The sequence below is a fragment of the Clostridium sartagoforme genome, from assembly GCF_039521405.1.
Taxonomy (GTDB): domain Bacteria; phylum Bacillota; class Clostridia; order Clostridiales; family Clostridiaceae; genus Clostridium; species Clostridium sartagoforme.
In genome coordinates this window covers 81,826-103,217 of record NZ_BAAACH010000038.1, presented here as the reverse complement: position 1 = coordinate 103,217, position 21,392 = coordinate 81,826, and the positions used below count along the sequence as shown (strand labels likewise).

Sequence of the window (21,392 nt, the reverse complement as noted above, 5' to 3'; positions counted from 1 at the left end):
TCAACACACCAAATTATTAAACATTTAGTCTTTAAAAAATAAAATATCATCTCACAAAATCTCTTAATGACTTTGAATATTGATGATATTTTTCCCTATCTAATCCTATATACCTTTTAGTTTCTTCTATTGAACTATGACCTAAAAGTTCTTTAACTGCCACTATGTCTCTACCGCTTTCTATATAAATTTTATATGCATATGTTTTTCTCATGCTATGTGCTGTTATATCATAAAGCCCAAAATAATCAGCTGCATCTTTTATTGTATTACTTATTGCTTGTACTCCTATTGGCTTATTAATTCCTTTTCTAGACTTGAACATATACTCATAATCTTTTCTATCATTTATATACTCTTTTAATATTTGGGCTACTTCTGGAATTAATTCTACAGTTCTAGGTTTTCTATTTTTTTCTCTTATATTTTTAGAATTCATTTTTTTACCTTCGTAAATAGTAAACTCTTTTCTTCTTAAAGCTTCTTTAATATCTCTTACTTTTAATTTAACTAAATCACCAGCTCTATATCCTGTTGTTACTCCAAGTAGAAATAAAATATAATCTCTATCATTTTTATATTTAAGATAATCTTGAATATCAAGAACCTTTTCAGTACTTGTTATAGGCCTTGATGGTCTTTTCTTTGCCACTTACATCACCTGCCTAATTGCCCCACTAGAACTTCGTTTATAAGCACTATGACTCATAAGTTCTTTAATGTCTTTTTCAGTAAGCTTTTCTTCTTTTTTGGAATGTAGCTTACTGTATGTTCCTGGTTGCTTTTCTTTTAATATATCCTTTATCCTCATACTCTCACCCCTTTTTTGAACATAATAAAAGGACTAGTAATTTATTAACTACTAATCCTTTAAACTTCATAAAAAAACACAGACGCTCTCGCCTGTGCTTAATACTTTTAGATCTATATAATTTTCTCACTATAGCATAATCTTAACAATTAGTTTTTCATTTGTCTATGATATTTTCATTATTTTTTCCCTATATTTTCATTAATTTTAAAATTACACCTTTCATACTTTACTTGCGTTTAATTTCAATATTATTTCTATCTAATTTAACATCATAAAATCTATATATCTTATCAATTACATCATCTTTTATAACTTCATCATCCCATACTTCTTTATCTATATTATTTTTTATTTTAGTAGGTGATATATATACTGTTAACTTATATGTATTATTACCCTTTTTAACTTCATTTACCAAACATTCAAGACTTTTAATTAAATCTTTTTTATTATAAATATTATCAAATGATCCTATTTCTGTTGTGCTAAACCCCATACCATTTATTCCCCTAATAGATATTACGTATCCAAAATCAATTTGTATCTCACAATATCTATTTTCATCTATTAGTACGCAATCTTTTTCATTTTTTAATTTTCCCTTTAATCCTGATTGTTCTATAGCTCTCATTTCATCTGAATAAATATCTTTCATTTCAATCCCCTCCATATATTATTTATATTTTTCTATAAATAATTATATAATATTTATTTCATTATTTCATTATTTATATTTATGATAGCAATCAAAAAGACTGCTTTAATAGCAGTCTTAACAATATCCTAATCCCAGCATAAATTTATATAAGCTTATCTTTCTTAATTCATAATACCTATTTTTACTTATTCCTAATTTCTTCATAACATCTTCTGGTCTTTCTAAATTATCCTCAAAGTAATATTTTTTAATTATTTCTTTTGAATTTTCATCTAACCTATTATATATATTTTCTATTGCATTAACTAATATCTTTTTATATTCATCATCAATAGCAGCTTTGCCTACTGGATCTGATGGAACATTGCTTTTTTCATATACTTTATCCCATCTTGTGGCTTGTCCTAGTCCTGGTGTTTCTATTGATATCAAGTAATAATAATACTTCTGTAAATCATCCTCAACTTGTTTTTTGAACTTCTTATATTTCTTCTCATCTATTAACATACTTCACTCTCACTTTCTTCTATTTATGTTTTCTCACTTTATCTCTTAAGATGTTCATGACGAACATTTTTGATTACGCTATAGTTTTAAATTTAACAATAAAAAATACCGCATATTTTTTTCAATAATACGGTATTTAAACATTTTATTTTTAATATAATAACAATGGATCTATATAAATCTCTCATTTTCTAGCCAATCTTTAACAACTACCTCCACAACTTTAATAACACTTGAAAAATCTGTTCTTGTTCCTCCATGACTTTCTAATGAGTCTAAAGCTTTTTCTGCATATTTTCAAGCAATGTCGTCACTAACTGAATATTTAGTTTTTATTAATTCCATAGTTTTTGAAATAATATCATTAGCCATAGTTATATTAACCTTTCTTGAAAATTAACATTAGAAATTTCCTTTATATCATGAATAATTATAACACATCCATTTGATACCGTACTATTCAATTTTCAAAGAACAAATTTTCTTAATTAGTTCGTTATACCATCAAATTGCCTAATATATTTGAATGACGCACTAAAAAATACCGCATGTTCTTTTGAATAATACGGCATTTTAAGCAATTTAATATTTAATTTTATCTTGGTAATATAATAAGATTACATCTTATCAATATTAATTTTTGCTATTTCTAAATTAGACTGATAATAACCAATTACATACTTTATATATACTTCTTTTAGTTTATTATAGAATGCCTTACCATCAGGCAATTCAGTCCAGTACAGATTTTTATCTATTTGATACGTTGGCTTTTGCATTAGTGCATTATGCATTAATGTTAATAACTCTTTTTCAAATTCCATGCTATTTATTCTTTGATCTTCTAATAGATGAATAATAAGATTATTAACATTATTATCTCTTCTTTCTTCATCCATAAGGTCTGAAACATAACAACTTAAAGCTGTAAAGCAACCGTCATTAACCAGATCTACAACTCGTTGTATATCTGGAGTTTTGAGTCTTTCTTCAGCAATCTTACACATTATATATTTATCATAGTTAACTTGTTCATAATCATTATCATGACCTATGCCCCAATTAGAAATTATCTCATCATACATCCAAAGAATTTGTTTACTTACTTCTTTACACTCATAAAAGTTATCATCTACTATCTCAAATATTGTTCTACTCATGAGTAATCATACCTCTCCATAGCATATCAAATTAATACGCAACATTTTATCATTATGAGTTGATTATAACATATTTTTACAATACCGTACTATTCAATTTTCAAAGAACAAATTTTCTTAATTAGTTCGTTATACCATCAAATTGTCTAATATATTTGAATGACGAATTAACTAAATATCAATTTCTACTCTTTTATTAGCTATATAAGAAATATTCCTATTTCCACTTAATATTCTATTTACAATCTTTTGTAATTCTTCTATATCTTCTTCATTTATATCGTACCATATATCAGTTTCCCAATCTTCATACATATTATCAGCTTCACATTCTATTGCACTCTCTAGCATATATTTAGCATTAATATTTGCTCTGTATTCTGTGGTTGTGTACACTTCATACCCTTTATAGCTTTCTAAATCTTCCAAGTAATCTTCCTTAGGCATAATTGAATTATAATCATCATCTATCAATAACATTTCATTATCTTTTAATTCGCTTAACTTTATACACATTATTTCTTAACTCCTTTACTTCGCAATTACAAACTAATTCCTAACTCTAACATATCTAAATATCAATCCATTTTAATTACTCCATCCCATTTACTGATTTCAAATCATTTATTCTTATCCATTCATGCCAACATCTTCTACCATTTTTTATTACTCTTACTCTGACTAGTTTTTTGTTAAGATGTATGAATTTTATTAATCCTTGTAGTTTTTCATTCTTAAAGTTGAATTCAACTAAATCATTTATTTTAAGCTCTTTTGCAATCATTAATCCTCACCCTTACTTTCTTTCAAAGCTTTTTCTATAGCTTTATTTATAGCCATTCCGCTAAAATAATACTCAATAGCTTTGCATATTATTTTTTCTAGCTTTGGATCAATCACTTTTGGTTATCTCCTTGTGCTTACATTTCATGAATTCCTTTTTCCACTTAGAGTATATTTTCTCTACTTGCTTATCTGAAAGTCTAAACATATTTCTCAATCTTATTTTTATAACTTTTGGATTCATGTATGATATTTCTTCAAGGTACTCAAATATCTCATCCATGGTTTTATCCTCCTTAAGATTTTTTAACTTCTAGGATAATTGCTGGGCCTTCACCTTTTATGTATCTGCTCCTAATATCATCACATCCTGCTGCTTGAACTTTATGGACTTCATTTTTCTTAATTTCCATACTTCTTATGCCATCCCTATTTTGTAGTTCACGTATTAATTCGCTTAATGTTGCTTGTCTTAAATCAGCCATTTACACTCCTCCTTAATCCCAACCTAGTAACTTTTTCTCTAAATCATCATAGTCATAATCTCTGCCTTTAAAGTTATTAAATCTTAACTTTGGCTTCTCATTGCTGTTATGCTCTATTATTATTTTTTGATTTAAATAATTTTCAAACTTATTCCCAAATAGTGTTTGTGGTGTTAGATATTGCTCAAATTTTGTTCCTTTCCATTCCTTCACCTTCTTATCTATGACTTTCTTAAAATCATCAACACTATATCCATCATTAAATCTAGCAGATATTAGCTTAATAGTATTTCTAGAGTTTGATTTATATCTAGCTCCTGTTTTTATGTTTAAATACTCAACTACCTCATCAACATCTTTTTTTATATATTTTTTATTAAGGGTTTCTTTAGTAGATGAGTTATTTAATAGATGAGTCTTTGTTGTACATTCTGATGCACACCCGGTGTTCATTTCTACGCACACCCCCTCTACATTTTCATGCACACCCTGTTCATTCCTATGCATACCCTGTTCATTTTCATGCACACCCTTTCTTGCATTAGATGGCTTGGTCACTTTCTCATTAACATTTTCTTCTTTTATATCTTTAGTGCTGCTTATAAGCTCAATATATTTAGGGCCTAAAGCGAAAAATGAATAAGTTCCTCCTTCTTTTTTGGTATAATGAGTTAAAATATCTAAATCTCTTAATTTAAGCATTCTTAGCATTATTGTTCTTTTACCTAACTCTAAGAAAGGCATTTCTTCTGCCATTGAATTATAATTAACCCAATAATATGCCTTACCTTCAATTATTTCAGCTTTCATTCTTCCTGTTTCTCTAAAATCAACAAAATATCTAAGTATAGCCATATCTTTCATATCAAGCTTTAATTCCATAATCTTTGAAACTGAAAATCCTAAAAATGAATATTGCATTCTCTTTATCTCCTTACTTAAATTACTAAATAATTCTAATTATATTTTTACTTTATACTTATTTAATGTTATAATAGAGATACGGATGGCGGTCCGTATCTTTTCAATTGATGAACCTTTTTATAAGGTTCTTTTTTATTTTAAAACCATTGAATTTCACCATTACGCTCTACTACATGAAGCCAAAACTTTTCATTCCCTTCTTTATCAACTATTCCAACAGTTAGGTTTCCATCTTTATCTAAGTTGCTCCAGGAAACTTTAAAATCAGTCCCACTTTCATAGATTTCTTTAAATCTGCCTAATAAACTACTCATTATATTGCCTCCTATAACATTAACTTCGTAGCAAATATCTTAAGTTCCGATGCTCTCATTTCTAATTTGCTAAAGAAATCAATTATCGTTCCTAGTTCTTCTTTTTCTGATTCATCAATAACCCCATCTTCAACTATTTTAAATAAAAGCTTTTGGATCTTAGGGCTTTCTTCTAAAGTATTAGTTGTTAATACTGCAAATCTAAATAAATTATCAATATTTTCATTATCTATAGGTTGTATAATCTTTTTGCCTATTGGACATTCATTACAACAATAGTTGTTTAATAATTCTGGAGCATTATATACATCCGCCATAATAACAACTTTATCTACTGGTACAACTTTACATAAACCAAGTTCATACTGTGCTAAAGAATCTTTGCTCCATCCTAATTCATCACTTGCACTTTCTCTACTAGCAAATTTAGAATTATATTTGGCAGCCTCAATTCTTGCTTTACAATAAGGGTTTTCTATTGCTTTACTAACTGCTCTTGTCATTTTTATACCTCCTAAAACTTAACAATAATAAATTTATGTAGCTTCTAAATTTATCCATATTCAATTTAAAAGTTAAATTGAACATGAGATAATTAATATAAAGAAAAATATTACATATCTACTTTTAAGAATATTTAATCTATACTTTTCTTATGAAGCTATTCAACATCTTTATCTGCGGCCTTAACCTTTTGCATAATAATTGTGCCCCAGTTTGGGCCGTATTGCTTTTCTAAACCTTCTATCATAGACTTGTAATATCTATCACTTAAAGCTTCAAGTTCTTCTTCTGTGCTTGGGTAATTTAAACAAATAGCTGTTAAATCACTTTTGTCACTTTTAAATTCTTTAATACAAGCCATAATCTATACTCCTTAAAACTATTTATAATCTAGTATATTTTTATAAAAATTATTGGTTACCCCTATTAAGTCTTTTTAGGATTTCCATAGCCTTACATACTTCTTTCAACTCAACAAGCATATCTATCTCTATTTTCAATAAGATTTAATTCTTTTCCATTTCGCATATTCTCACCCTCCTTGTAGTCATTTTGTTTACCTAATTTTCAAAAAAAATTTCTTCAATTGTCATCTTAAAATATTCTGAAATAATTTTTGCTTGTTCAAGTGATATCTTTCTATCACCATTTTCTAACTTACCATAACCACTTTTATGCTTATACCCAAGTAAACTTGCTAATTCAGCTTGACTTATATTATTTTCTTCCCTAATTTTTTTTAATTTATTATACAAGCAAATTATCTCCCTTCTAGTAGTCTTTTTGTTTACTTAAATTAAGTATAATAGTCGTTTTGACTACTGTCAAGTAGTTTTTTTGTTTTTGTAATCTTTTTGTCTACATCTTTTAAAGTAGTCATTTTGTATATTATAATATAATTGTAAAGGAGTTGATTCTATGCAATCATTCGGTGAAAGATTAAGAAGCCTAAGATTAGAAAAAGATATGACACAAGAAGACGTTGCTTCATACTTCGGTCTTCATAAAACACGTATATCTCAATATGAATTGAATAAGCGTCAAGCTGATGATGATATGAAAAAAAAATTAGCTGAATTTTTTGGTGTTTCTTTAGATTATCTAATGGGTAATACCGATATACGAGAATCAGCAGATGAAATTTTAAACAAAAAAGAGCCTACTATAGCTCTTCATAGTGATTATGAATATGATGAACTTCCAGACGAGGCTAAAAAAGAAATTGAGAACTTTATAGAATATGTTAAAGCTAAATATAAAAAATAATGTGTTCGTGACGAGCACTATTATTTTTTACTATTTATATGTAAGTAAATTACATAATATAATAAATATTCATATTATGTCAAACTTAAACTTCAAGGAGGAAAATTTATGTTTGGGAATAAAAAAAGTAAAATTAGTGAAAAGGAGCTAAGAAGTTTAGCTTGGGAAGAATTCAGACAAGTTATGCTTCCTAAAGTCCTGGAGGAGTATAAAAATCCAGGAACTTACCCTACCAAAATTAACGTTGCTCGTACTGGGGAAGGATTCTTTATTGAAGTAGGTAAAAATACTGTTGAAGCAACAAACTTTATTAATAGCATTGTGTGTCATAGGTGCCAAGTTATGAATATATCCGCAAAAGCAGATAAATTTTTACTGGAGCAATATATTGTTACATATTGGTATATTGAAGGTGAATCTGAAATTTTCAATGAGATTTTCAATAGATTAAAAAATGAAAATTCTTAAGTAAATGGTATTAGTTATGAGCTCCTATAGTTTTTACAACAAATACGTGTATTTTTCACTCCATAAAGTAGTAAAATTATAATGAGGTGATAATTTTGAATCGTTTAAAGGAACTTAGACTTGAAAAACACATGAGCCAAGCTAAATTAGCTGAAGTTTTTAATATATCCCAACAAGCTGTAAGCCATTATGAAAAAGGATTAAGAGATATGGATAGTAATTTAGTTACTTCTATTATAATACGTAATTTTAAAAATAGAGATAAGAAGGACTATTCAGAAGACTTAGTAAATAAATTTCAAGATAAAGAAATTTCATATTCAAAAATTATAGCTAAATCATTAAATATAGACATACAGATTATAAAACTAAGTGATTTCAATTAAATTTAAAGGGGTTTGATATTATGTCAGAACAATTTTTATATAAATCTTTTAATGAAATAGATATTAATGACATTTTCTTTGATTCTTTAAAAAATGACTATACTGAGTTTGAAGAATGGTTTAGTAGAAAAAAAGAAAATGATGAAAATGCTTTTATTCAAATTGTTAACGGATCCTTAGAAGGTTTTTTATATTTAAAAGAAGAAAAAGGTCCAATAAATGATATATATCCAATTTTAAATTGTGATAAAGCTTTAAAAATTGGTACCTTTAAAATAGTTCCTCATGGAACTAGATTAGGTGAAAGGTTTATAAAAAAATCTATAGATTTTGCAATAAATAAAGGAATAGACTATATATATGTAACTATATTCTCTCATCATGAGTATTTGCTAAATATGTTCTTAAAATATGGTTTCATCATTCATGGCTCTAAAACAACTCAAAATGGTGAAGAAAATGTATTAGTAAAGCGTATATCTAAAATTTCTAATGATAGTCTTTTAGACTATCCAAAAATAAACACTACATCTAAATCTTTTTTACTCGGGATAAAGCCTGAATTTCATACAAATTTATTTCCAGATTCAAAACTTTTTAATGAAAGCTTTGATGTAATCAAAGATGTTTCACATACAAATAGCATAACTAAAGTATATATAGCTAAAATGAGAGGGATGTCTTCTATAAGACCTGGTGATAACATAATCATATATAGAACAAGTGATGGACGAGCTCCAGCACGATTCCGTTCAGTAGCAACTACAGCTTGTACAGTTTTAGATACAAAGCATATTAGTAGCTTTAAAACTTTAGATGCTCTTAAGGACTACTGTAAAAATTATAGTATCTTTGATGATAGACAACTTAATGACTTTAGGCAAAGTAGAGAAAATTATTATGTCGTTAAAATGATATATAATGTATCTTTAAATAAAAGAATAATTCAAGGTAATCTTATAGACGATATAGGACTATCTCCAGCATATTGGGGATTCTTTCAATTGACAAATAGTCAATTTAATTCTATATTAGAACTTGGTGAAGTTAATAAAGCTTATTTAATATAACCTCTAAACTAATAATCTAAGAAGGTTTTTATATGAATGTAGTAATGAACTTATCACAAAAATATTTTGAATTACTTAATTATGAATTAAAAGATATAGAAGTTAGACTCCTTGACGAAAAAAGATCTAAATTAAAAATAGGAGATATAATTACTTTCCAAAATTCAAAAGATATAATAAACACAAAAATTTTAAATTTAATGGTATATAAATCTTTTGAAGAACTAATTGATAATATACCTACAAAGAGAATTGGATTATCCGACTCAAACGATGATGCATTAAAAGAGCTTTATTCAATATATCCAAAAGATAAATTACAAGGATGTAAGATTCTTGCTATAGAAATAAAAAAGATTAATACTCCGTAGTATTAATCTTTTTTTATTAATCTATATCCATCATATTATCAACATACATAAATGATTGTGGTGCATATTTTATATTTGGATTTATATCAGTTAAATCTAAAGGTTTCTCATATATTTTTATATTTTTTATTCCTATAGCAAATGCATTTTCCTTTTCTTTAAAATACTCCATATAGTCTTCTTTTAGAATACCTGAATACTTTTTTGTTTTTTCCCATAAAGCAATTGGATCCTCTTTAATAATTCCATTGATTTTGAATTCTCCTACTACTTTACCTATAGGTTTGGTTGCATATACTATAATTGTATCAACATCATCTCTTTTAAATACGCTTCTTCTATATTCATATTTCTTTTTTCCTTCAAAAATCTCTTTTACATATTGTGGCTTTATTGATAGCAATACTTTCATTTCAATCACCCAATCCATAAATTCTATACTCTAATCATTATACAAAACATATATTCGCATTTCAATAAAAATTAATTAAATTTAATATTCTTATTAAAACTTTTGGTTGTTATTCGAACATATGTTTGCTATAATATTTAAAAATTACATTTTTTCTAAGGAGTATCAGGAATGAAAGATATTAAAGAAATATATGAAATTATAGAAAAAGAAAATATCATTTATGAAGAAAGAGATTTAAGCAATTTAAAATCAAAAGGCCTATATCTTAAAATCCATGAAATTGCCCCTATAATTGCTATAGATAACTCAATAATAAATAACACTAGTATTTATATTTCTATTCTCTCCGAAGAACTAGGACATCATTTTACTACCTATGGTAATCTTTTAGAGCCAAGCAAGAATTATGTAGATAGATTAATAAAACATAAGAAAGAAAATATAGCTAAAAAATGGGCCGCTAATTTTTTAATACCTGATGAAGATTTTGTAGCTGCTTTAAATAAATGTATTGCTTCAAAATTCGAAATGGCTGAATATTTTGACGTCACAAATGAACTATTAGAATATAAAATTTTATCCATAGTTCATGATGAAAATAAGTACAAGTCTATAAAAGAAGATTTTATGAGTAAAGAAATACAATATAACCAGTGTACTGTGTAGTTCTAATAAATTAATTAACCTTTATAGTTTAACCAACATCAATTTAATTTTTAAGAGTTTTAGTGAATAGTATATACAAAGGGGTGATTAAAATTAGAGCTGCAATATATGTTAGAAAGTCTAGATTATCAGAAAAAGGTGAATCTATTAATAACCAAATAGAACTTTGTAAAAAGTATTTTTCTAATCTTCACCTAGAAGACAATATTGAGTTTGTTATATATCAAGATGAAGGCTTTAGTGGTGGAAATATTAATAGACCTGAGTTTCAAAAATTAATTAAAGATGTTAAAAAGAGAAGATTTAATTATTTAGTTTGCTATAAGCTTGATAGAATTTCAAGAAATGTAGCTGACTTTACTTCTACTCTTAAAATTTTAGAAGAAAATGATGTAAACTTTATTTCTATAACTGAACAATTTGATACAACTTCTGTTATGGGTAGAGCTATGATTAATATATCTGCAACTTTTGCTCAAATGGAACGTGAAACTATTGCTGAAAGAATAAGAGATAATATGCTTGAACTTTCTAAAACTGGTAGATGGCTAGGTGGTACTTGCCCCTTAGGTTTTAAATCTATTCCTATTACTTATGAAAGTAATGGCCATAAGAAGAAAATGTATTCTCTTGAAGTTATAGATGAAGAAATTGAAATAGTAAAACTTATTTATAATATGTATATTGAGAAACATAGTTGCAGCCCCATTGCTCGTTATCTATGTACTAATAGCATTAAAGGAAAAAATGGTGGTGATTTTAGCCGTAATACAGTATTACAGATATTAACTAATCCTGTATATTGTACTGCTGATAAAAAAGCTTTTGATTATTTTAAATCTAAAGGCTCTACCATTGAAGGTAATGCTAATTCTAGTAATGGTATTATGGCTTATAACAAGCGTAAAAATGGTAGGAAGGATAATCCTATGGATCAATGGATAATTTCAACTGGAGGCCATTTAGGGGTAATTCCTTCTGATAAATGGATTCAATGTCAGCAAATATTAGATGCTGTAAGAAAAAAATCTAATAATAAATCTGGTACTGGTAATAAGTTTTTATTATCAGGATTATTAAAATGTGAACATTGTGGATCATCTATGTGCTCCTGGAGTAGAAATAATCCTAAGAACAATAAATATGAAAGATATTATAGATGTGAGCTTAAAAATAGAGCATCTAAAAGATGTACTTGCAAAATGTTGAATTCAGATAAAGCTGAAGCTTTTGTAATAGATCTATTAAAAAACTTTAATATAAAAATGATTGATAATTTTAAAAGTAAATCAAATTCTATTAACGCTGCAAGTATTGAAAAAGAAAAAAATCTATTAAATAAATCTTTAAATGAAAATAACAAAATAATCTCTGGACTTATAAAAAAGATAGCTTTACTTGATGATATTGATATTCTTAAAGCTATCCAAAGTGAAATTAAGACTTTAAAAAGTGATAACGAAGTTATTGAAAAAAACATAAATGATTTATCTATAAAATCTTTTATAGTTGAAGATGAAACAGAAAATAAAAAAGCCTTCATAGAAAGCTTAAATTTATTTAAGAACACTATTGATTTTATAGATGATGTTGAAATAAAAAGAAATATGATAAAAAATTTAGTTGAGTACTTTACTTATAATAGTGATACAAAGCAAATTAAATTTAAGATAAGATTATAATTTGAAGATTTAAAATAGGTCAGATACTCCTGACCTATTTATTTATAAAATTTATTCTCTAATTTAACTATTTTCTTTAAGACACTATTTTCAGGAAACTTACTTTCTAAATTTGTTATAACCTTTAAAATACTATTAGTCGGAAATAATTGCTGTTTGAACAGTATAAGAGTTGATAAAAAAGCTTGTACCAATCCTATTATAAAAAATATAACGTGTAAATGAACAATTGATCTAAGCATTATGCATTGGACAATAATCCATATTACTAAGGCCCAGCTAAAAGTACTACTTATATAACCCTGATATTTAGATTTAAAATGCATAGTCACAGCACTAAGTATATTTCCAAGTCCAATTACCATAAATAAAATAATTCCTGGTATAAGAAAATTAGTAAAAGGTGAGTTTTTTAAAGCATCCGTTGGCACTCCGCCTGGTTCTATAGGATTAAGAATAGCCATACTTCCCCCTGCCATAGCTCCTACTCCTACAAATACATGTAAAATAAATAATAAGTTATATACTTTTTTCATTTCTATTTGCCCCTTAAATTATTATAAGATTATTCTAACATCTTACTATTATGAAGTAATTATACCATAATCTTCTAACTGATTAATGTTTTATGTTCCAAAAAACAAATTTATTTACTATACTAAATATAGTGATTTCAATGTTTCACCTCTATTGTGTATAAGAATATGTTGCATCTGCGCCTTGACCTGTTGATAAGTCTATCTCTATTCCTTCTTCTTCAAATAGCCCTTCATTTATGGCTACATACATAGGTGCATAAAAAACTGAACGAACTACTTCATTTAACCTAACTTTAGTTAATTCTTTTTTAGGAATTTCATTGTTTTTTCCACATGATATAAAGCTAAAGCTTGTAATTCCTATTAAGGCTACTAATGATACTATTTTTATTAATTTATTTTTCATTTAAACCTCCTTATTTTTTTAATCTATACTATGATTTATAATATGACACCACAACATATTTTGTTAAAAAATAAGATTTTTTAATTTAAATTATCAATATTATGTACTTTTCAAAGAATTAAACACTGAAAATCCTTCTTGTAAATTTCATTATTCCATTTACATCTTTATTTAATAGTGATAAATTATTAGTTGGATAGTTTAAGGAGGTTTGAAAATGAAAATTTTTAGGGAAGCTCTAATAATTTTGGGCATTTACTTACTTGGAGAACTTATTTCAAAAGGACTTTCTTTACCTATACCAGGAAATATATTAGGTATGATTATATTATTAATTTTATTATGCTGTAATATTGTAAAAGTCGAAAAAGTTGAAACCGTGTCTAATTTTTTCTTAGATCATCTAGCTTTTTTCTTTGTTCCTGCGGGGGTAGGTTTACTAACATCTTTTGATTCGATTAAGGATAGCTTAATACTAATAATACTTCTTTGCATTATTACTACATCTATAGTTATCGTAGTCACTGGATTAACAGTTCAAATTGTTATGAATCTTCAAAAAAAGAAAAACTAATAAGGAGTATGAATCAAAGTAATGAGTATTTTAACTGGAAATATTTTATTCGGAATAGTAATTTCACTAATATCATTTGAAGTTGGACTTTTTATTTATAAAAAAACTAAATTCCCATTATTTAACCCTTTACTGATTTCTATTATATTAATAATTGGATTTCTGATATTATTTAAAGTGGATTTTGATGTTTATAATAAAGGAGGACAATTTATAAATATGTTTTTAGGTCCTGCAACTGTTGTTTTGGCTGTTCCCTTATATAAGCAGTTACAATTATTAAAACAACATTTAATCCCAATATTTATAGGTATTCTATTAGGTAGTAGTGTGGGCATATTTTCTGTAGTATTCTTTGGATATATATTTAAACTGGATAAGCTTATAACTATATCTTTACTTTCTAAATCTGTTACCACACCTATAGGAATTGAAATTACAAATCAACTTGGTGGATTAGCTCCTGTAACAGTGCTTTCTATAATCTTATCTGGAATAATTGGTGCTATAATCGGACCTATTTTATGTAAATTATTTAAAATTAATGAGAGAGTTGCAATTGGAATTTCATTAGGAACTGCTGCACATGCAGTAGGAACAACAAAAGCATTAGAACTTGGTGAAACAGAAGGTGCTATGAGTTCTCTATCTATTGGAATAGCTGGAATAATGACAGTTTTTCTAGCACCTGCATTTTATATAATATTATCAATATTTCTTAAGTAACATTAATAAAGCTCAAAGATTATAAAATATTTATATAATCTTTGAGCTTATATATTTTTATTGATTTTTAATTTTTAGTAATTTGGTGTTTAAAAAACTTATATTAGGATTATTTAAAACCTTTGTAGTATTTTTTCTAGTATAAGCTTCTAACTTAATCATAAATTCTTTAGGCTCTATTTCCTTATCATTTACCATCTTTAATCCTTTTTCCCATGATGCTGTTAAAGATGGATTGAGAAGTGATGGTATAGATACATTTATAACTTCATAAATCATTTCTCCAAGCTCAGTTGGGGTTATAATTTGAGTTTTGTTGTTAGATTGTATATATTGTATATTTATTAATTTTTTAAGTATTTCTGCTCTAGTAGCTGAAGTTCCTATTCCAGCTCCTTTTATATGTTCACGTAATTCTTCATCTTCTATTAACTTTCCCGCATTTTCCATAGCTATTATCATAGATCCAGTTGTATATCTCTTTGGAGGTGATGTTTCACCCTCTTTTATTTCTAATTCATTTATATTTAATTTAGTACCTTTGCGTAAGTTTTCCGGAAAAGATTCTTGTTCTTCATCTTTTTCATTTCCAAGTACAATTAAATATCCTTTATCTATACATATTTTTTTATTTAATATAAAGCTTTCACTCCCCACTAAAATGACAATAGACATCTTACTATATTGAGCTGGTGGATAAAATATAGATAAAAATCTTCTAAGTATAATATAATAAACTTTCTTATCTAAACTAGGCAATTTACTTAAAGTATCTTTGCCTTCTCCTGTTGGTATAATGGCATAGTGATCAGTAATTTTACTATCATCTACATACTTGCTTTTCATTATAGATTTTGAATAATCTTTTTCCAATATTTCAGATGTAACATTAATTAACTCATCTCCTATTGGCATATTTCTAAGTTTTATTATATTGCTTTTTATTCCTTTAGCTACAGCTGTAGATAATACTCTAGCATCTGTTCTTGGATATGTGACCATCTTTTTCTCATATAACCCCTGAACTATTTTTAAAGTTTCATCAGGACTTATTTTGAACCTTTTGGTACATTCATTTTGAAGTTCTGCTAAATTATATAAAAGAGGTGCATTCTTCTTTTCTTTTGTTTTCTTAACCTCATTTACTACTCCAAACCCTATCTCTCTTAAATCTTTAATTAATATTTCAGCATCTTCTTTATTTTTAAATCCCACCTCATTATACAACTTTGGAGATTCAAAATATTTAGATCCTTCTATAGATTTCCAATCACCTTTTATAATAACTTCATCATTATCCTTTATAAATTCTCCAGATATTTTATAAAAAGATGTTTTATTGAAACTCCTTATTTCTCTTTCTCTTTCAACAACCATTCCAAGAACACAAGTCATTACTCTTCCAACAGCTACTACTACATTTTTGTCTTTTTTTAAAGCATTAGCAACTGTTTTTCCATACATAAGAGTTAATAATCTAGAGAAGTTTATACCAAATATATAATCCTCTTTAGCTCTTAAATATGCTGAATGTGCTAAAGAATCATATTCTGATAATAATTTCGCTTCTTTTATTCCTCTTCTTATTTCTTCTTCCGTCTGAGAGTCAATCCAAACTCTCTTTTTTATTTTATTAGGCTTTCCTGCCATATCATCTACTAATCTATAAATATATTCTCCTTCTCTTCCTGAGTCAGTACATACATATATACAATCAACATCTTTTCTATTCATTAAACTGTTAACTATATTAAATTGATTTGCAGCTGAAGAAATAACTTCATATTTATACTCATTTGGTAAGAAGGGTAAATCTTTCAGATTCCAAAATTTTAATTTTTCGTCATAAGCTTCTGGATAACTCATTGTAACCATATGTCCTACACACCATGTAAAAATACTTTTTTCTCCCTCTATATATCCATTACTTCTTATCCCCTTAACATTGAGTAGCTTTACAAAATCCATAGCTACTGATGGTTTTTCTGCTATAAATAAAGTTTTCCCCATAAAAACTTCCTTTCTAAATGAAATAAACCTTCAAAAGAAGGCTTATTTATATTATACTACATATTAACTTACATTTCATTAAGTAACCAAATAAAATAATTCAAAATGCCTGCAAAGATAAGCCATAGCATATAGGGAGTTATTAAAAATGCAGATATTTTATCTGCTTTAATAAATTTAATAAATGTTATACTTACTAAAACAAACAATATTATAATCCAAAAAAATGAAATTGCGTATAGCTTAAATGTAAAAAATATAAAGCTCCACATTAAATTAAATATTAATTGAACTAGATAAAAAAAGTACGCTCCATTGTCATTTATACCTTCTTTATTTTTCATATATATTCTATATGCAGCTATTCCCATTAATACATATAGTATATTCCATACTATTGGAAAAGTAAGAGCTGGAGGACTAAAAAATGGTTTTTTTAAAGCCTCATATGTAGAAATAGTATTTTTATTAATATATCCTACAATAAATCCCATTCCTACTGGAATTAATATATTAATTATTAAAGGTATCAATTTAAAATTACTATTAACCTTAAATATATTTAAACCAATATCTTTTTTATTTTTCATTTTTTTAGATTTTTTAATTTTCTTTTCCTTAGATTTTTTATTTGTTTTTTTTTCCTTATTTCTCATTTATGCACCTCTATAAAATATTCATTATTATATATGCATAGACAAGTGTTTTTATGTAATTAAAAATATATATCTGAAAACTCTATATCTATTTTCTCTTTTAGTTCATTAATCTCTATATTATTATTTAAAGATATAACTTCGCCTTTAAGCTCACTATCGTATGGGAATGATATCTTGAAAATATTCCCGTACTTTATTCCTGCATCTATTTTTATTTCTCCATCATGTAATTCAACTAACCCTCTAGTTAAAAATAATCCTAAACCACTACCTTCTGATGGTCTATTTAAAGATGTATTTATTTTAGTAAATTTATCGAATATTACTATTCTTTTATCTACTGGAATTGCTTCTGCATCATTTATTACTTCTATTATTATTTCATTATTCTCAATCTTCACCATTACATAAATATTACCCTTGTATTTTCCATACTTTAAGGAATTTGATAATATATTCAACATTATTCTTTCTATGTAACTTTTATCGCAGTAAAAATATATTTCTTCATATTGTGGATCAAAAATCAATTTTGTTTCTCTAAGTTTCATATAAAAGTCACATGATAAAACAACATTTTCTATTATATCTACAATATTATAAACACTTTTTTCTATATCTAAAAATCCTTCTGAAAGTTTATTACTATCTATAAAATTATTCACAGTTCTAATTAACCTTAGGCAATTTTGTTTTATTATATTATTGTTCTTATTTATTTTATTTACTTCATCACTTTTTAAATATATATCATTTAGCTGAAGCGCTGAATATATAACATTTATTGGAGTTCTTAATTCATGAGAAATATTTGAATAAAACTCGTCCTTAATATTTTCATCATTTATCCTTTTTTCAAGTTTAACTATTTCTTCCCTTTGCTTTATTATTTCAGTTATATCATTAAATACTAGAATTTTTTTATTATCATTAATTTTTACAAGATCAATTTCTAAATTTCTATTTTCTCCATATTCATTTCTTGTATCTACTTCTATAGTAAAATCATTAATATCATAATTATCTGGATATTCTTCTCCAGTAATCTTGCTTAATATTTTATTTAATTTTAGCTTATTGGAATCATATATTATTTCGTTTACCATATTATAATCTGTTTCCTTATAATCATTGGAGTACACCATAATATCATTTTCAAAAAGTAATAATCCATCTGACAATGCCTTAACAACATCATAATATTTTTTTTCACTTTTTTCTAAGAGTAGATTTAATTCTTTTAACTGTTTTTCTCTTCTCTTAAGACTTTTATTTAAATTGGTTTTAACCTTTTTAGCTCTATTTAAACTTTCATAAGCTCCTTCATAGACACTAGATATCAATATCTCTTCTATTTTGGCATAAACTAAAAAATATGATATTGGCTTAGCTATCCATATAAGAAATGTAAGTTCTATATTTAATATAGCTTCTAAAACAACAAATATATTATTTAACACTATAATTAACGTTACATCTACAATCCATTTATAGTTTTTATCAACTTTATTTTTCTTATAATAATATAATAAAAAGCCAAATAATATTGCTAATATCCCTTGATTCGCAATAATTGCTGAATAAGCATTATATACATCTGTTATGGAAGATATACTACTATACTCAGCTTGTACAAAAGCGAATATAATTGGAGTAATCGTAATAAATACAATATTTTGTACCTTAGGTGAATATCCTTTTTTAAATAATACAATGCTAGATATCATGTTTAAAACTTCTAAATATGTTATAAGTTGAAAAAGTGATAAAGAGCCAAGTATACTATTTATTGAAAAGATATATTCTAAATCTATAAACCTTACTATAGCTATATAGAAGTATCCTATTCCTACATATTTTAGTATTTTTAACTGCTTATTATTAACACCAACTATACTCATTATAAAAATCAAAATTGAAATAGAAAAATTTAACATTTTTATTATAAATATAAACTCATCGGTCATTTTAAAAACTAGATCAATAAAGGTCAATCCTATAAGCGTACCGATAAATACTCTTGACATTAAACACTTATGTTTATAATTAATTTTTTCATTTAACATTTATTTCTCAATCATCCTTTACCTATACAACTTAATAGTAAAAATAGTTCCTTGTCCTATATTACTATTTATTTTTATATCTCCATTTTGAGCTTTTACTAAATTATAAACTACAAAAAGCCCAACACCAAAACCAGTTGAATTACTTTCTCTTGTTCTATTTTCCATTTCATATTTGTTAAAAGCCTTTTTTATAAATTCTTCACTCATCCCTATTCCATTATCACCTATATCTATCAATACATAACTATTAGTACTTTTTATATTTATAAATATAGTTCCCTTTTCCTTAGTAAACTTTAATGAGTTTGATACTAAATTTAATATTATTCGTTGCATCATCTCTTTATCAAAATATACGAATTCCTCTTCTTCTTCTGTATCAAATACAATATCTAATCCACTATTTTTTATATAGGTAGATAACGAATTTAAATAATCTTCAATAAATTCTACTATATTATCTAAACCTAAATTTGCTTCTAAATTCTCTGAATCTATTTTACTCATATCAATAAGATTATTAGTAAACTTTGTTAAAATAAAGCAATTTTGCTTACTTAATTCATTGTACATACTCAATTTTTCAATATCATCATTTTGTATTAAAACTTTTTCAAGTTGTATTGCAGAATATATTACATTTATTGGTATCTTAAGATCATGAGAGATATTTGATAAAAAGTTTCTTTTTATTTCTTCTCTCATTTTTATACTTTCTAACTCTTCTTTCATATTAGACAATTTAATTTCTTCTGTTAAATCTTTTAATAGTAATATAAATTCTGATTTTTCAGTGTTTACAGAAAAAATTCTTACTTCTAATTTCTTATTATCTTTATTTATTGTAGTAGAAACTGGTCTGTTATTAATATCTGATATAATATCTCTAATGTCACATTTAAAATCAATATAATTATCTATTCTTCTATTTACTATATTTTTTAAATTATTAACTTCCATAATATCTAAAAATTTTTCATTACAATAATATATTCTTAGATTATTATTTATTATAACAATAGGATTTGGTAAACATCCTAAAAATCTTTTATATAGTAACTGCTTTTCATTTAAATTTCTATATACTTCTTCCAATTTATAATTATTATATATTATTTCTTTATTTATATACTCCAAATTTTTATTGGTTTTTACAGTTTCTTTAAATATAAAATTATAATTTTCTTTTGCTATATTAACTATAATAATAAGTATAGTACTAGTAAAAATTATAATTTTAACAAACTTAACTACATCATTAATAAAAAATATATTTATATAATTAGTGGACAATGATGCTAAAATTTTTAATGTTAATAAATTTACATTTAATTTTAATAAATCTATCTTTTTTTCAACATTTATATTATAAATCTTAAAATACCTATAAGTTCCAATTACAATTAATATAATAACTAAATAATATATTTTATATACAAAATGCACTTCAGTAATATTATTGATAAAATTTATAGTTGAAGTTATTAATATTAATACAAAGTATTCTAAATATATAAATTTATCATTTTTCTTATTAATCCTATATTTTGCCATAATATAATATAGGATGACTATATGAAAAATATTAAACTCATAATTTGTTCCACATCCAATTTTTTTTAATAATATTTTTATCTCTTCAAATTGACTGTTTGGAGTAAAAAAAATCATAGATATTATCCAAAATATAGTAAAGAAAATTTCCAGTACTCCATATAATTCTTTTTGAGTTATACTTTTTAAATGCATTGCAAACATAAGAGATATCATAACCAATATTATTTTAAATATTTTAACAAAATCATTTATTATTCTACTATCATATATTAAAGCAATTTCGAAACAACTATACATTACTAGACTTAATAATGCATAAACTAATAATTTTTTCTTATCAACATAATAAATTCTCTCTCTAAAATTATTATAATCCAAT

At 25.6% G+C, this 21,392-nt stretch carries 29 protein-coding genes and 1 pseudogene; 9 read left to right on the top strand and 21 right to left on the bottom strand.

Going from position 1 to position 21,392, the window contains the following annotated elements:
* Positions 1-46 precede the first annotated feature (46 nt).
* The 14 genes from ABDZ60_RS16035 to ABDZ60_RS15970 form a co-directional block, all read right to left on the bottom strand.
* The gene (locus ABDZ60_RS16035) at positions 47-652 is read right to left on the bottom strand and encodes a tyrosine-type recombinase/integrase (RefSeq protein WP_343779442.1); all 606 of its coding nucleotides are present in this window, start codon (positions 650-652) and stop codon (positions 47-49) included.
* Positions 653-811, bottom strand: coding sequence for a hypothetical protein (locus ABDZ60_RS16030; RefSeq protein ID WP_343779440.1), 159 nt, complete (start codon positions 809-811; stop codon positions 653-655).
* A gap of 229 nt (positions 812-1,040) precedes the next feature.
* A complete protein-coding gene (locus tag ABDZ60_RS16025; RefSeq protein WP_343779438.1) occupies positions 1,041-1,469 on the bottom strand; it encodes a hypothetical protein in 429 nt (142 codons plus the stop codon).
* Positions 1,470-1,586: 117 nt separating this feature from the next.
* A complete protein-coding gene (locus tag ABDZ60_RS16020; protein WP_343779435.1) occupies positions 1,587-1,979 on the bottom strand; it encodes an ArpU family phage packaging/lysis transcriptional regulator in 393 nt (130 codons plus the stop codon).
* 617 nt (positions 1,980-2,596) lie between these two features.
* Entirely contained in the window at positions 2,597-3,139 is a 543-nt protein-coding gene (locus ABDZ60_RS16015) for a hypothetical protein (RefSeq protein WP_343779433.1), read from the bottom strand.
* 171 nt (positions 3,140-3,310) lie between these two features.
* A complete protein-coding gene (locus tag ABDZ60_RS16010) occupies positions 3,311-3,655 on the bottom strand; it encodes a GTP-binding protein (protein WP_343779431.1) in 345 nt (114 codons plus the stop codon).
* A 76-nt stretch (positions 3,656-3,731) separates the two neighbouring features.
* On the bottom strand, positions 3,732-3,923 hold the full coding sequence (locus ABDZ60_RS16005; RefSeq protein WP_343779429.1) for a hypothetical protein: 192 nt from the start codon (positions 3,921-3,923) through the stop codon (positions 3,732-3,734).
* Positions 3,924-4,031: 108 nt separating this feature from the next.
* Positions 4,032-4,205, bottom strand: a complete 174-nt coding sequence (locus ABDZ60_RS16000) for a hypothetical protein (protein ID WP_343779426.1) — start codon at positions 4,203-4,205, stop codon at positions 4,032-4,034.
* Between the two features lie 13 nt (positions 4,206-4,218).
* Positions 4,219-4,407 (bottom strand): BC1881 family protein, encoded by a 189-nt coding sequence (locus tag ABDZ60_RS15995; protein ID WP_343779423.1) that lies wholly within the window; start codon positions 4,405-4,407, stop codon positions 4,219-4,221.
* A gap of 12 nt (positions 4,408-4,419) precedes the next feature.
* Positions 4,420-5,328 (bottom strand): conserved phage C-terminal domain-containing protein, encoded by a 909-nt coding sequence (locus ABDZ60_RS15990; protein ID WP_343779421.1) that lies wholly within the window; start codon positions 5,326-5,328, stop codon positions 4,420-4,422.
* A 140-nt stretch (positions 5,329-5,468) separates the two neighbouring features.
* Positions 5,469-5,645 (bottom strand): hypothetical protein, encoded by a 177-nt coding sequence (locus tag ABDZ60_RS15985; RefSeq protein WP_008679580.1) that lies wholly within the window; start codon positions 5,643-5,645, stop codon positions 5,469-5,471.
* A gap of 11 nt (positions 5,646-5,656) precedes the next feature.
* Positions 5,657-6,148: a helix-turn-helix domain-containing protein gene (locus tag ABDZ60_RS15980; protein ID WP_343779417.1), complete on the bottom strand. Its 492-nt coding sequence runs from the start codon at positions 6,146-6,148 to the stop codon at positions 5,657-5,659.
* A gap of 158 nt (positions 6,149-6,306) precedes the next feature.
* Positions 6,307-6,510, bottom strand: a complete 204-nt coding sequence (locus ABDZ60_RS15975; protein ID WP_008679584.1) for a hypothetical protein — start codon at positions 6,508-6,510, stop codon at positions 6,307-6,309.
* Positions 6,511-6,709: 199 nt separating this feature from the next.
* Positions 6,710-6,904 carry a helix-turn-helix transcriptional regulator gene (locus ABDZ60_RS15970; RefSeq protein WP_008679585.1) on the bottom strand — a complete coding sequence of 65 codons (195 nt, stop codon included), beginning with the start codon at positions 6,902-6,904 and terminating at the stop codon, positions 6,710-6,712.
* 163 nt (positions 6,905-7,067) lie between these two features.
* Between ABDZ60_RS15970 and ABDZ60_RS15965 the strand changes: the two genes are divergently transcribed.
* The 5 genes from ABDZ60_RS15965 (at position 7,068) to ABDZ60_RS15945 (ending at position 9,710) form a co-directional block, all read left to right on the top strand.
* A complete protein-coding gene (locus ABDZ60_RS15965) occupies positions 7,068-7,415 on the top strand; it encodes a helix-turn-helix domain-containing protein (RefSeq protein WP_008679587.1) in 348 nt (115 codons plus the stop codon).
* Between the two features lie 108 nt (positions 7,416-7,523).
* Positions 7,524-7,883: a hypothetical protein gene (locus ABDZ60_RS15960; RefSeq protein ID WP_343779412.1), complete on the top strand. Its 360-nt coding sequence runs from the start codon at positions 7,524-7,526 to the stop codon at positions 7,881-7,883.
* A gap of 86 nt (positions 7,884-7,969) precedes the next feature.
* Positions 7,970-8,269, top strand: coding sequence for a helix-turn-helix transcriptional regulator (locus tag ABDZ60_RS15955; protein ID WP_343779409.1), 300 nt, complete (start codon positions 7,970-7,972; stop codon positions 8,267-8,269).
* 20 nt (positions 8,270-8,289) lie between these two features.
* Positions 8,290-9,339, top strand: a complete 1,050-nt coding sequence (locus ABDZ60_RS15950) for an N-acetyltransferase (RefSeq protein WP_343779406.1) — start codon at positions 8,290-8,292, stop codon at positions 9,337-9,339.
* Between the two features lie 32 nt (positions 9,340-9,371).
* Entirely contained in the window at positions 9,372-9,710 is a 339-nt protein-coding gene (locus tag ABDZ60_RS15945) for an ASCH domain-containing protein (protein ID WP_343779404.1), read from the top strand.
* 16 nt (positions 9,711-9,726) lie between these two features.
* Here the strand turns inward: ABDZ60_RS15945 and ABDZ60_RS15940 are convergent, their stop codons facing one another.
* Positions 9,727-10,122 (bottom strand): ASCH domain-containing protein, encoded by a 396-nt coding sequence (locus ABDZ60_RS15940; protein WP_343779402.1) that lies wholly within the window; start codon positions 10,120-10,122, stop codon positions 9,727-9,729.
* A gap of 171 nt (positions 10,123-10,293) precedes the next feature.
* Here ABDZ60_RS15940 and ABDZ60_RS15935 point away from each other — a divergent pair, with 171 nt between their 5' ends.
* Complete coding sequence (locus ABDZ60_RS15935) at positions 10,294-10,791, top strand: ImmA/IrrE family metallo-endopeptidase (protein ID WP_343779400.1); 498 nt, start codon at positions 10,294-10,296, stop codon at positions 10,789-10,791.
* A gap of 62 nt (positions 10,792-10,853) precedes the next feature.
* On the top strand, positions 10,854-12,473 hold the full coding sequence (locus ABDZ60_RS15930) for a recombinase family protein (RefSeq protein WP_343779398.1): 1,620 nt from the start codon (positions 10,854-10,856) through the stop codon (positions 12,471-12,473).
* A gap of 38 nt (positions 12,474-12,511) precedes the next feature.
* Here ABDZ60_RS15930 and ABDZ60_RS15925 read toward each other — a convergent pair whose 3' ends face one another.
* Entirely contained in the window at positions 12,512-13,009 is a 498-nt protein-coding gene (locus ABDZ60_RS15925; protein ID WP_343779396.1) for a hypothetical protein, read from the bottom strand.
* Between the two features lie 169 nt (positions 13,010-13,178).
* A pseudogene (locus ABDZ60_RS15920) lies at positions 13,179-13,418 on the bottom strand (ABC transporter substrate-binding protein); the annotation flags it as partial.
* Between the two features lie 217 nt (positions 13,419-13,635).
* Between ABDZ60_RS15920 and ABDZ60_RS15915 the strand changes: the two are divergent.
* Together ABDZ60_RS15915 and ABDZ60_RS15910 are read left to right on the top strand one after the other, a co-directional pair.
* Positions 13,636-13,992, top strand: a complete 357-nt coding sequence (locus ABDZ60_RS15915; protein WP_016208463.1) for a CidA/LrgA family protein — start codon at positions 13,636-13,638, stop codon at positions 13,990-13,992.
* Between the two features lie 21 nt (positions 13,993-14,013).
* On the top strand, positions 14,014-14,718 hold the full coding sequence (locus ABDZ60_RS15910; protein ID WP_016208464.1) for an LrgB family protein: 705 nt from the start codon (positions 14,014-14,016) through the stop codon (positions 14,716-14,718).
* A 57-nt stretch (positions 14,719-14,775) separates the two neighbouring features.
* Here the strand turns inward: ABDZ60_RS15910 and ABDZ60_RS15905 are convergent, their stop codons facing one another.
* The 4 genes from ABDZ60_RS15905 to ABDZ60_RS15890 all read right to left on the bottom strand — a co-directional run bounded on the left by ABDZ60_RS15905 (position 14,776) and on the right by ABDZ60_RS15890 (position 21,391).
* Complete coding sequence (locus tag ABDZ60_RS15905; protein ID WP_343779393.1) at positions 14,776-16,728, bottom strand: DNA topoisomerase; 1,953 nt, start codon at positions 16,726-16,728, stop codon at positions 14,776-14,778.
* 68 nt (positions 16,729-16,796) lie between these two features.
* Positions 16,797-17,384, bottom strand: a complete 588-nt coding sequence (locus ABDZ60_RS15900) for a TspO/MBR family protein (RefSeq protein WP_343779391.1) — start codon at positions 17,382-17,384, stop codon at positions 16,797-16,799.
* A 59-nt stretch (positions 17,385-17,443) separates the two neighbouring features.
* Entirely contained in the window at positions 17,444-19,453 is a 2,010-nt protein-coding gene (locus ABDZ60_RS15895; protein ID WP_016208467.1) for a sensor histidine kinase, read from the bottom strand.
* An 18-nt stretch (positions 19,454-19,471) separates the two neighbouring features.
* Entirely contained in the window at positions 19,472-21,391 is a 1,920-nt protein-coding gene (locus ABDZ60_RS15890; protein WP_343779389.1) for a HAMP domain-containing sensor histidine kinase, read from the bottom strand.
* Between the last annotated feature and the right edge of the window lies 1 nt (position 21,392).

Excerpts from the sequence above, each read along its gene's own strand:
- ABDZ60_RS16030 (WP_343779440.1), bottom strand. The coding sequence starts at position 811 with ATGAGGATAAAGGATATATTAAAAGAAAAGCAACCAGGAACATACAGT.
- ABDZ60_RS16025 (WP_343779438.1), bottom strand. The coding sequence starts at position 1,469 with ATGAAAGATATTTATTCAGATGAAATGAGAGCTATAGAACAATCAGGA.
- ABDZ60_RS16020 (WP_343779435.1), bottom strand. The coding sequence starts at position 1,979 with ATGTTAATAGATGAGAAGAAATATAAGAAGTTCAAAAAACAAGTTGAG.
- ABDZ60_RS16015 (WP_343779433.1), bottom strand. The coding sequence starts at position 3,139 with ATGAGTAGAACAATATTTGAGATAGTAGATGATAACTTTTATGAGTGT.
- ABDZ60_RS16010 (WP_343779431.1), bottom strand. The coding sequence starts at position 3,655 with ATGTGTATAAAGTTAAGCGAATTAAAAGATAATGAAATGTTATTGATA.
- ABDZ60_RS16005 (WP_343779429.1), bottom strand. The coding sequence starts at position 3,923 with ATGATTGCAAAAGAGCTTAAAATAAATGATTTAGTTGAATTCAACTTT.
- ABDZ60_RS16000 (WP_343779426.1), bottom strand. The coding sequence starts at position 4,205 with ATGGATGAGATATTTGAGTACCTTGAAGAAATATCATACATGAATCCA.
- ABDZ60_RS15995 (WP_343779423.1), bottom strand. The coding sequence starts at position 4,407 with ATGGCTGATTTAAGACAAGCAACATTAAGCGAATTAATACGTGAACTA.
- ABDZ60_RS15990 (WP_343779421.1), bottom strand. The coding sequence starts at position 5,328 with ATGCAATATTCATTTTTAGGATTTTCAGTTTCAAAGATTATGGAATTA.
- ABDZ60_RS15985 (WP_008679580.1), bottom strand. The coding sequence starts at position 5,645 with ATGAGTAGTTTATTAGGCAGATTTAAAGAAATCTATGAAAGTGGGACT.
- ABDZ60_RS15980 (WP_343779417.1), bottom strand. The coding sequence starts at position 6,148 with ATGACAAGAGCAGTTAGTAAAGCAATAGAAAACCCTTATTGTAAAGCA.
- ABDZ60_RS15975 (WP_008679584.1), bottom strand. The coding sequence starts at position 6,510 with ATGGCTTGTATTAAAGAATTTAAAAGTGACAAAAGTGATTTAACAGCT.
- ABDZ60_RS15965 (WP_008679587.1), top strand. The coding sequence starts at position 7,068 with ATGCAATCATTCGGTGAAAGATTAAGAAGCCTAAGATTAGAAAAAGAT.
- ABDZ60_RS15960 (WP_343779412.1), top strand. The coding sequence starts at position 7,524 with ATGTTTGGGAATAAAAAAAGTAAAATTAGTGAAAAGGAGCTAAGAAGT.
- ABDZ60_RS15950 (WP_343779406.1), top strand. The coding sequence starts at position 8,290 with ATGTCAGAACAATTTTTATATAAATCTTTTAATGAAATAGATATTAAT.
- ABDZ60_RS15945 (WP_343779404.1), top strand. The coding sequence starts at position 9,372 with ATGAATGTAGTAATGAACTTATCACAAAAATATTTTGAATTACTTAAT.
- ABDZ60_RS15940 (WP_343779402.1), bottom strand. The coding sequence starts at position 10,122 with ATGAAAGTATTGCTATCAATAAAGCCACAATATGTAAAAGAGATTTTT.
- ABDZ60_RS15935 (WP_343779400.1), top strand. The coding sequence starts at position 10,294 with ATGAAAGATATTAAAGAAATATATGAAATTATAGAAAAAGAAAATATC.
- ABDZ60_RS15925 (WP_343779396.1), bottom strand. The coding sequence starts at position 13,009 with ATGAAAAAAGTATATAACTTATTATTTATTTTACATGTATTTGTAGGA.
- ABDZ60_RS15915 (WP_016208463.1), top strand. The coding sequence starts at position 13,636 with ATGAAAATTTTTAGGGAAGCTCTAATAATTTTGGGCATTTACTTACTT.
- ABDZ60_RS15910 (WP_016208464.1), top strand. The coding sequence starts at position 14,014 with ATGAGTATTTTAACTGGAAATATTTTATTCGGAATAGTAATTTCACTA.
- ABDZ60_RS15905 (WP_343779393.1), bottom strand. The coding sequence starts at position 16,728 with ATGGGGAAAACTTTATTTATAGCAGAAAAACCATCAGTAGCTATGGAT.
- ABDZ60_RS15900 (WP_343779391.1), bottom strand. The coding sequence starts at position 17,384 with ATGAGAAATAAGGAAAAAAAAACAAATAAAAAATCTAAGGAAAAGAAA.
- ABDZ60_RS15895 (WP_016208467.1), bottom strand. The coding sequence starts at position 19,453 with ATGTTAAATGAAAAAATTAATTATAAACATAAGTGTTTAATGTCAAGA.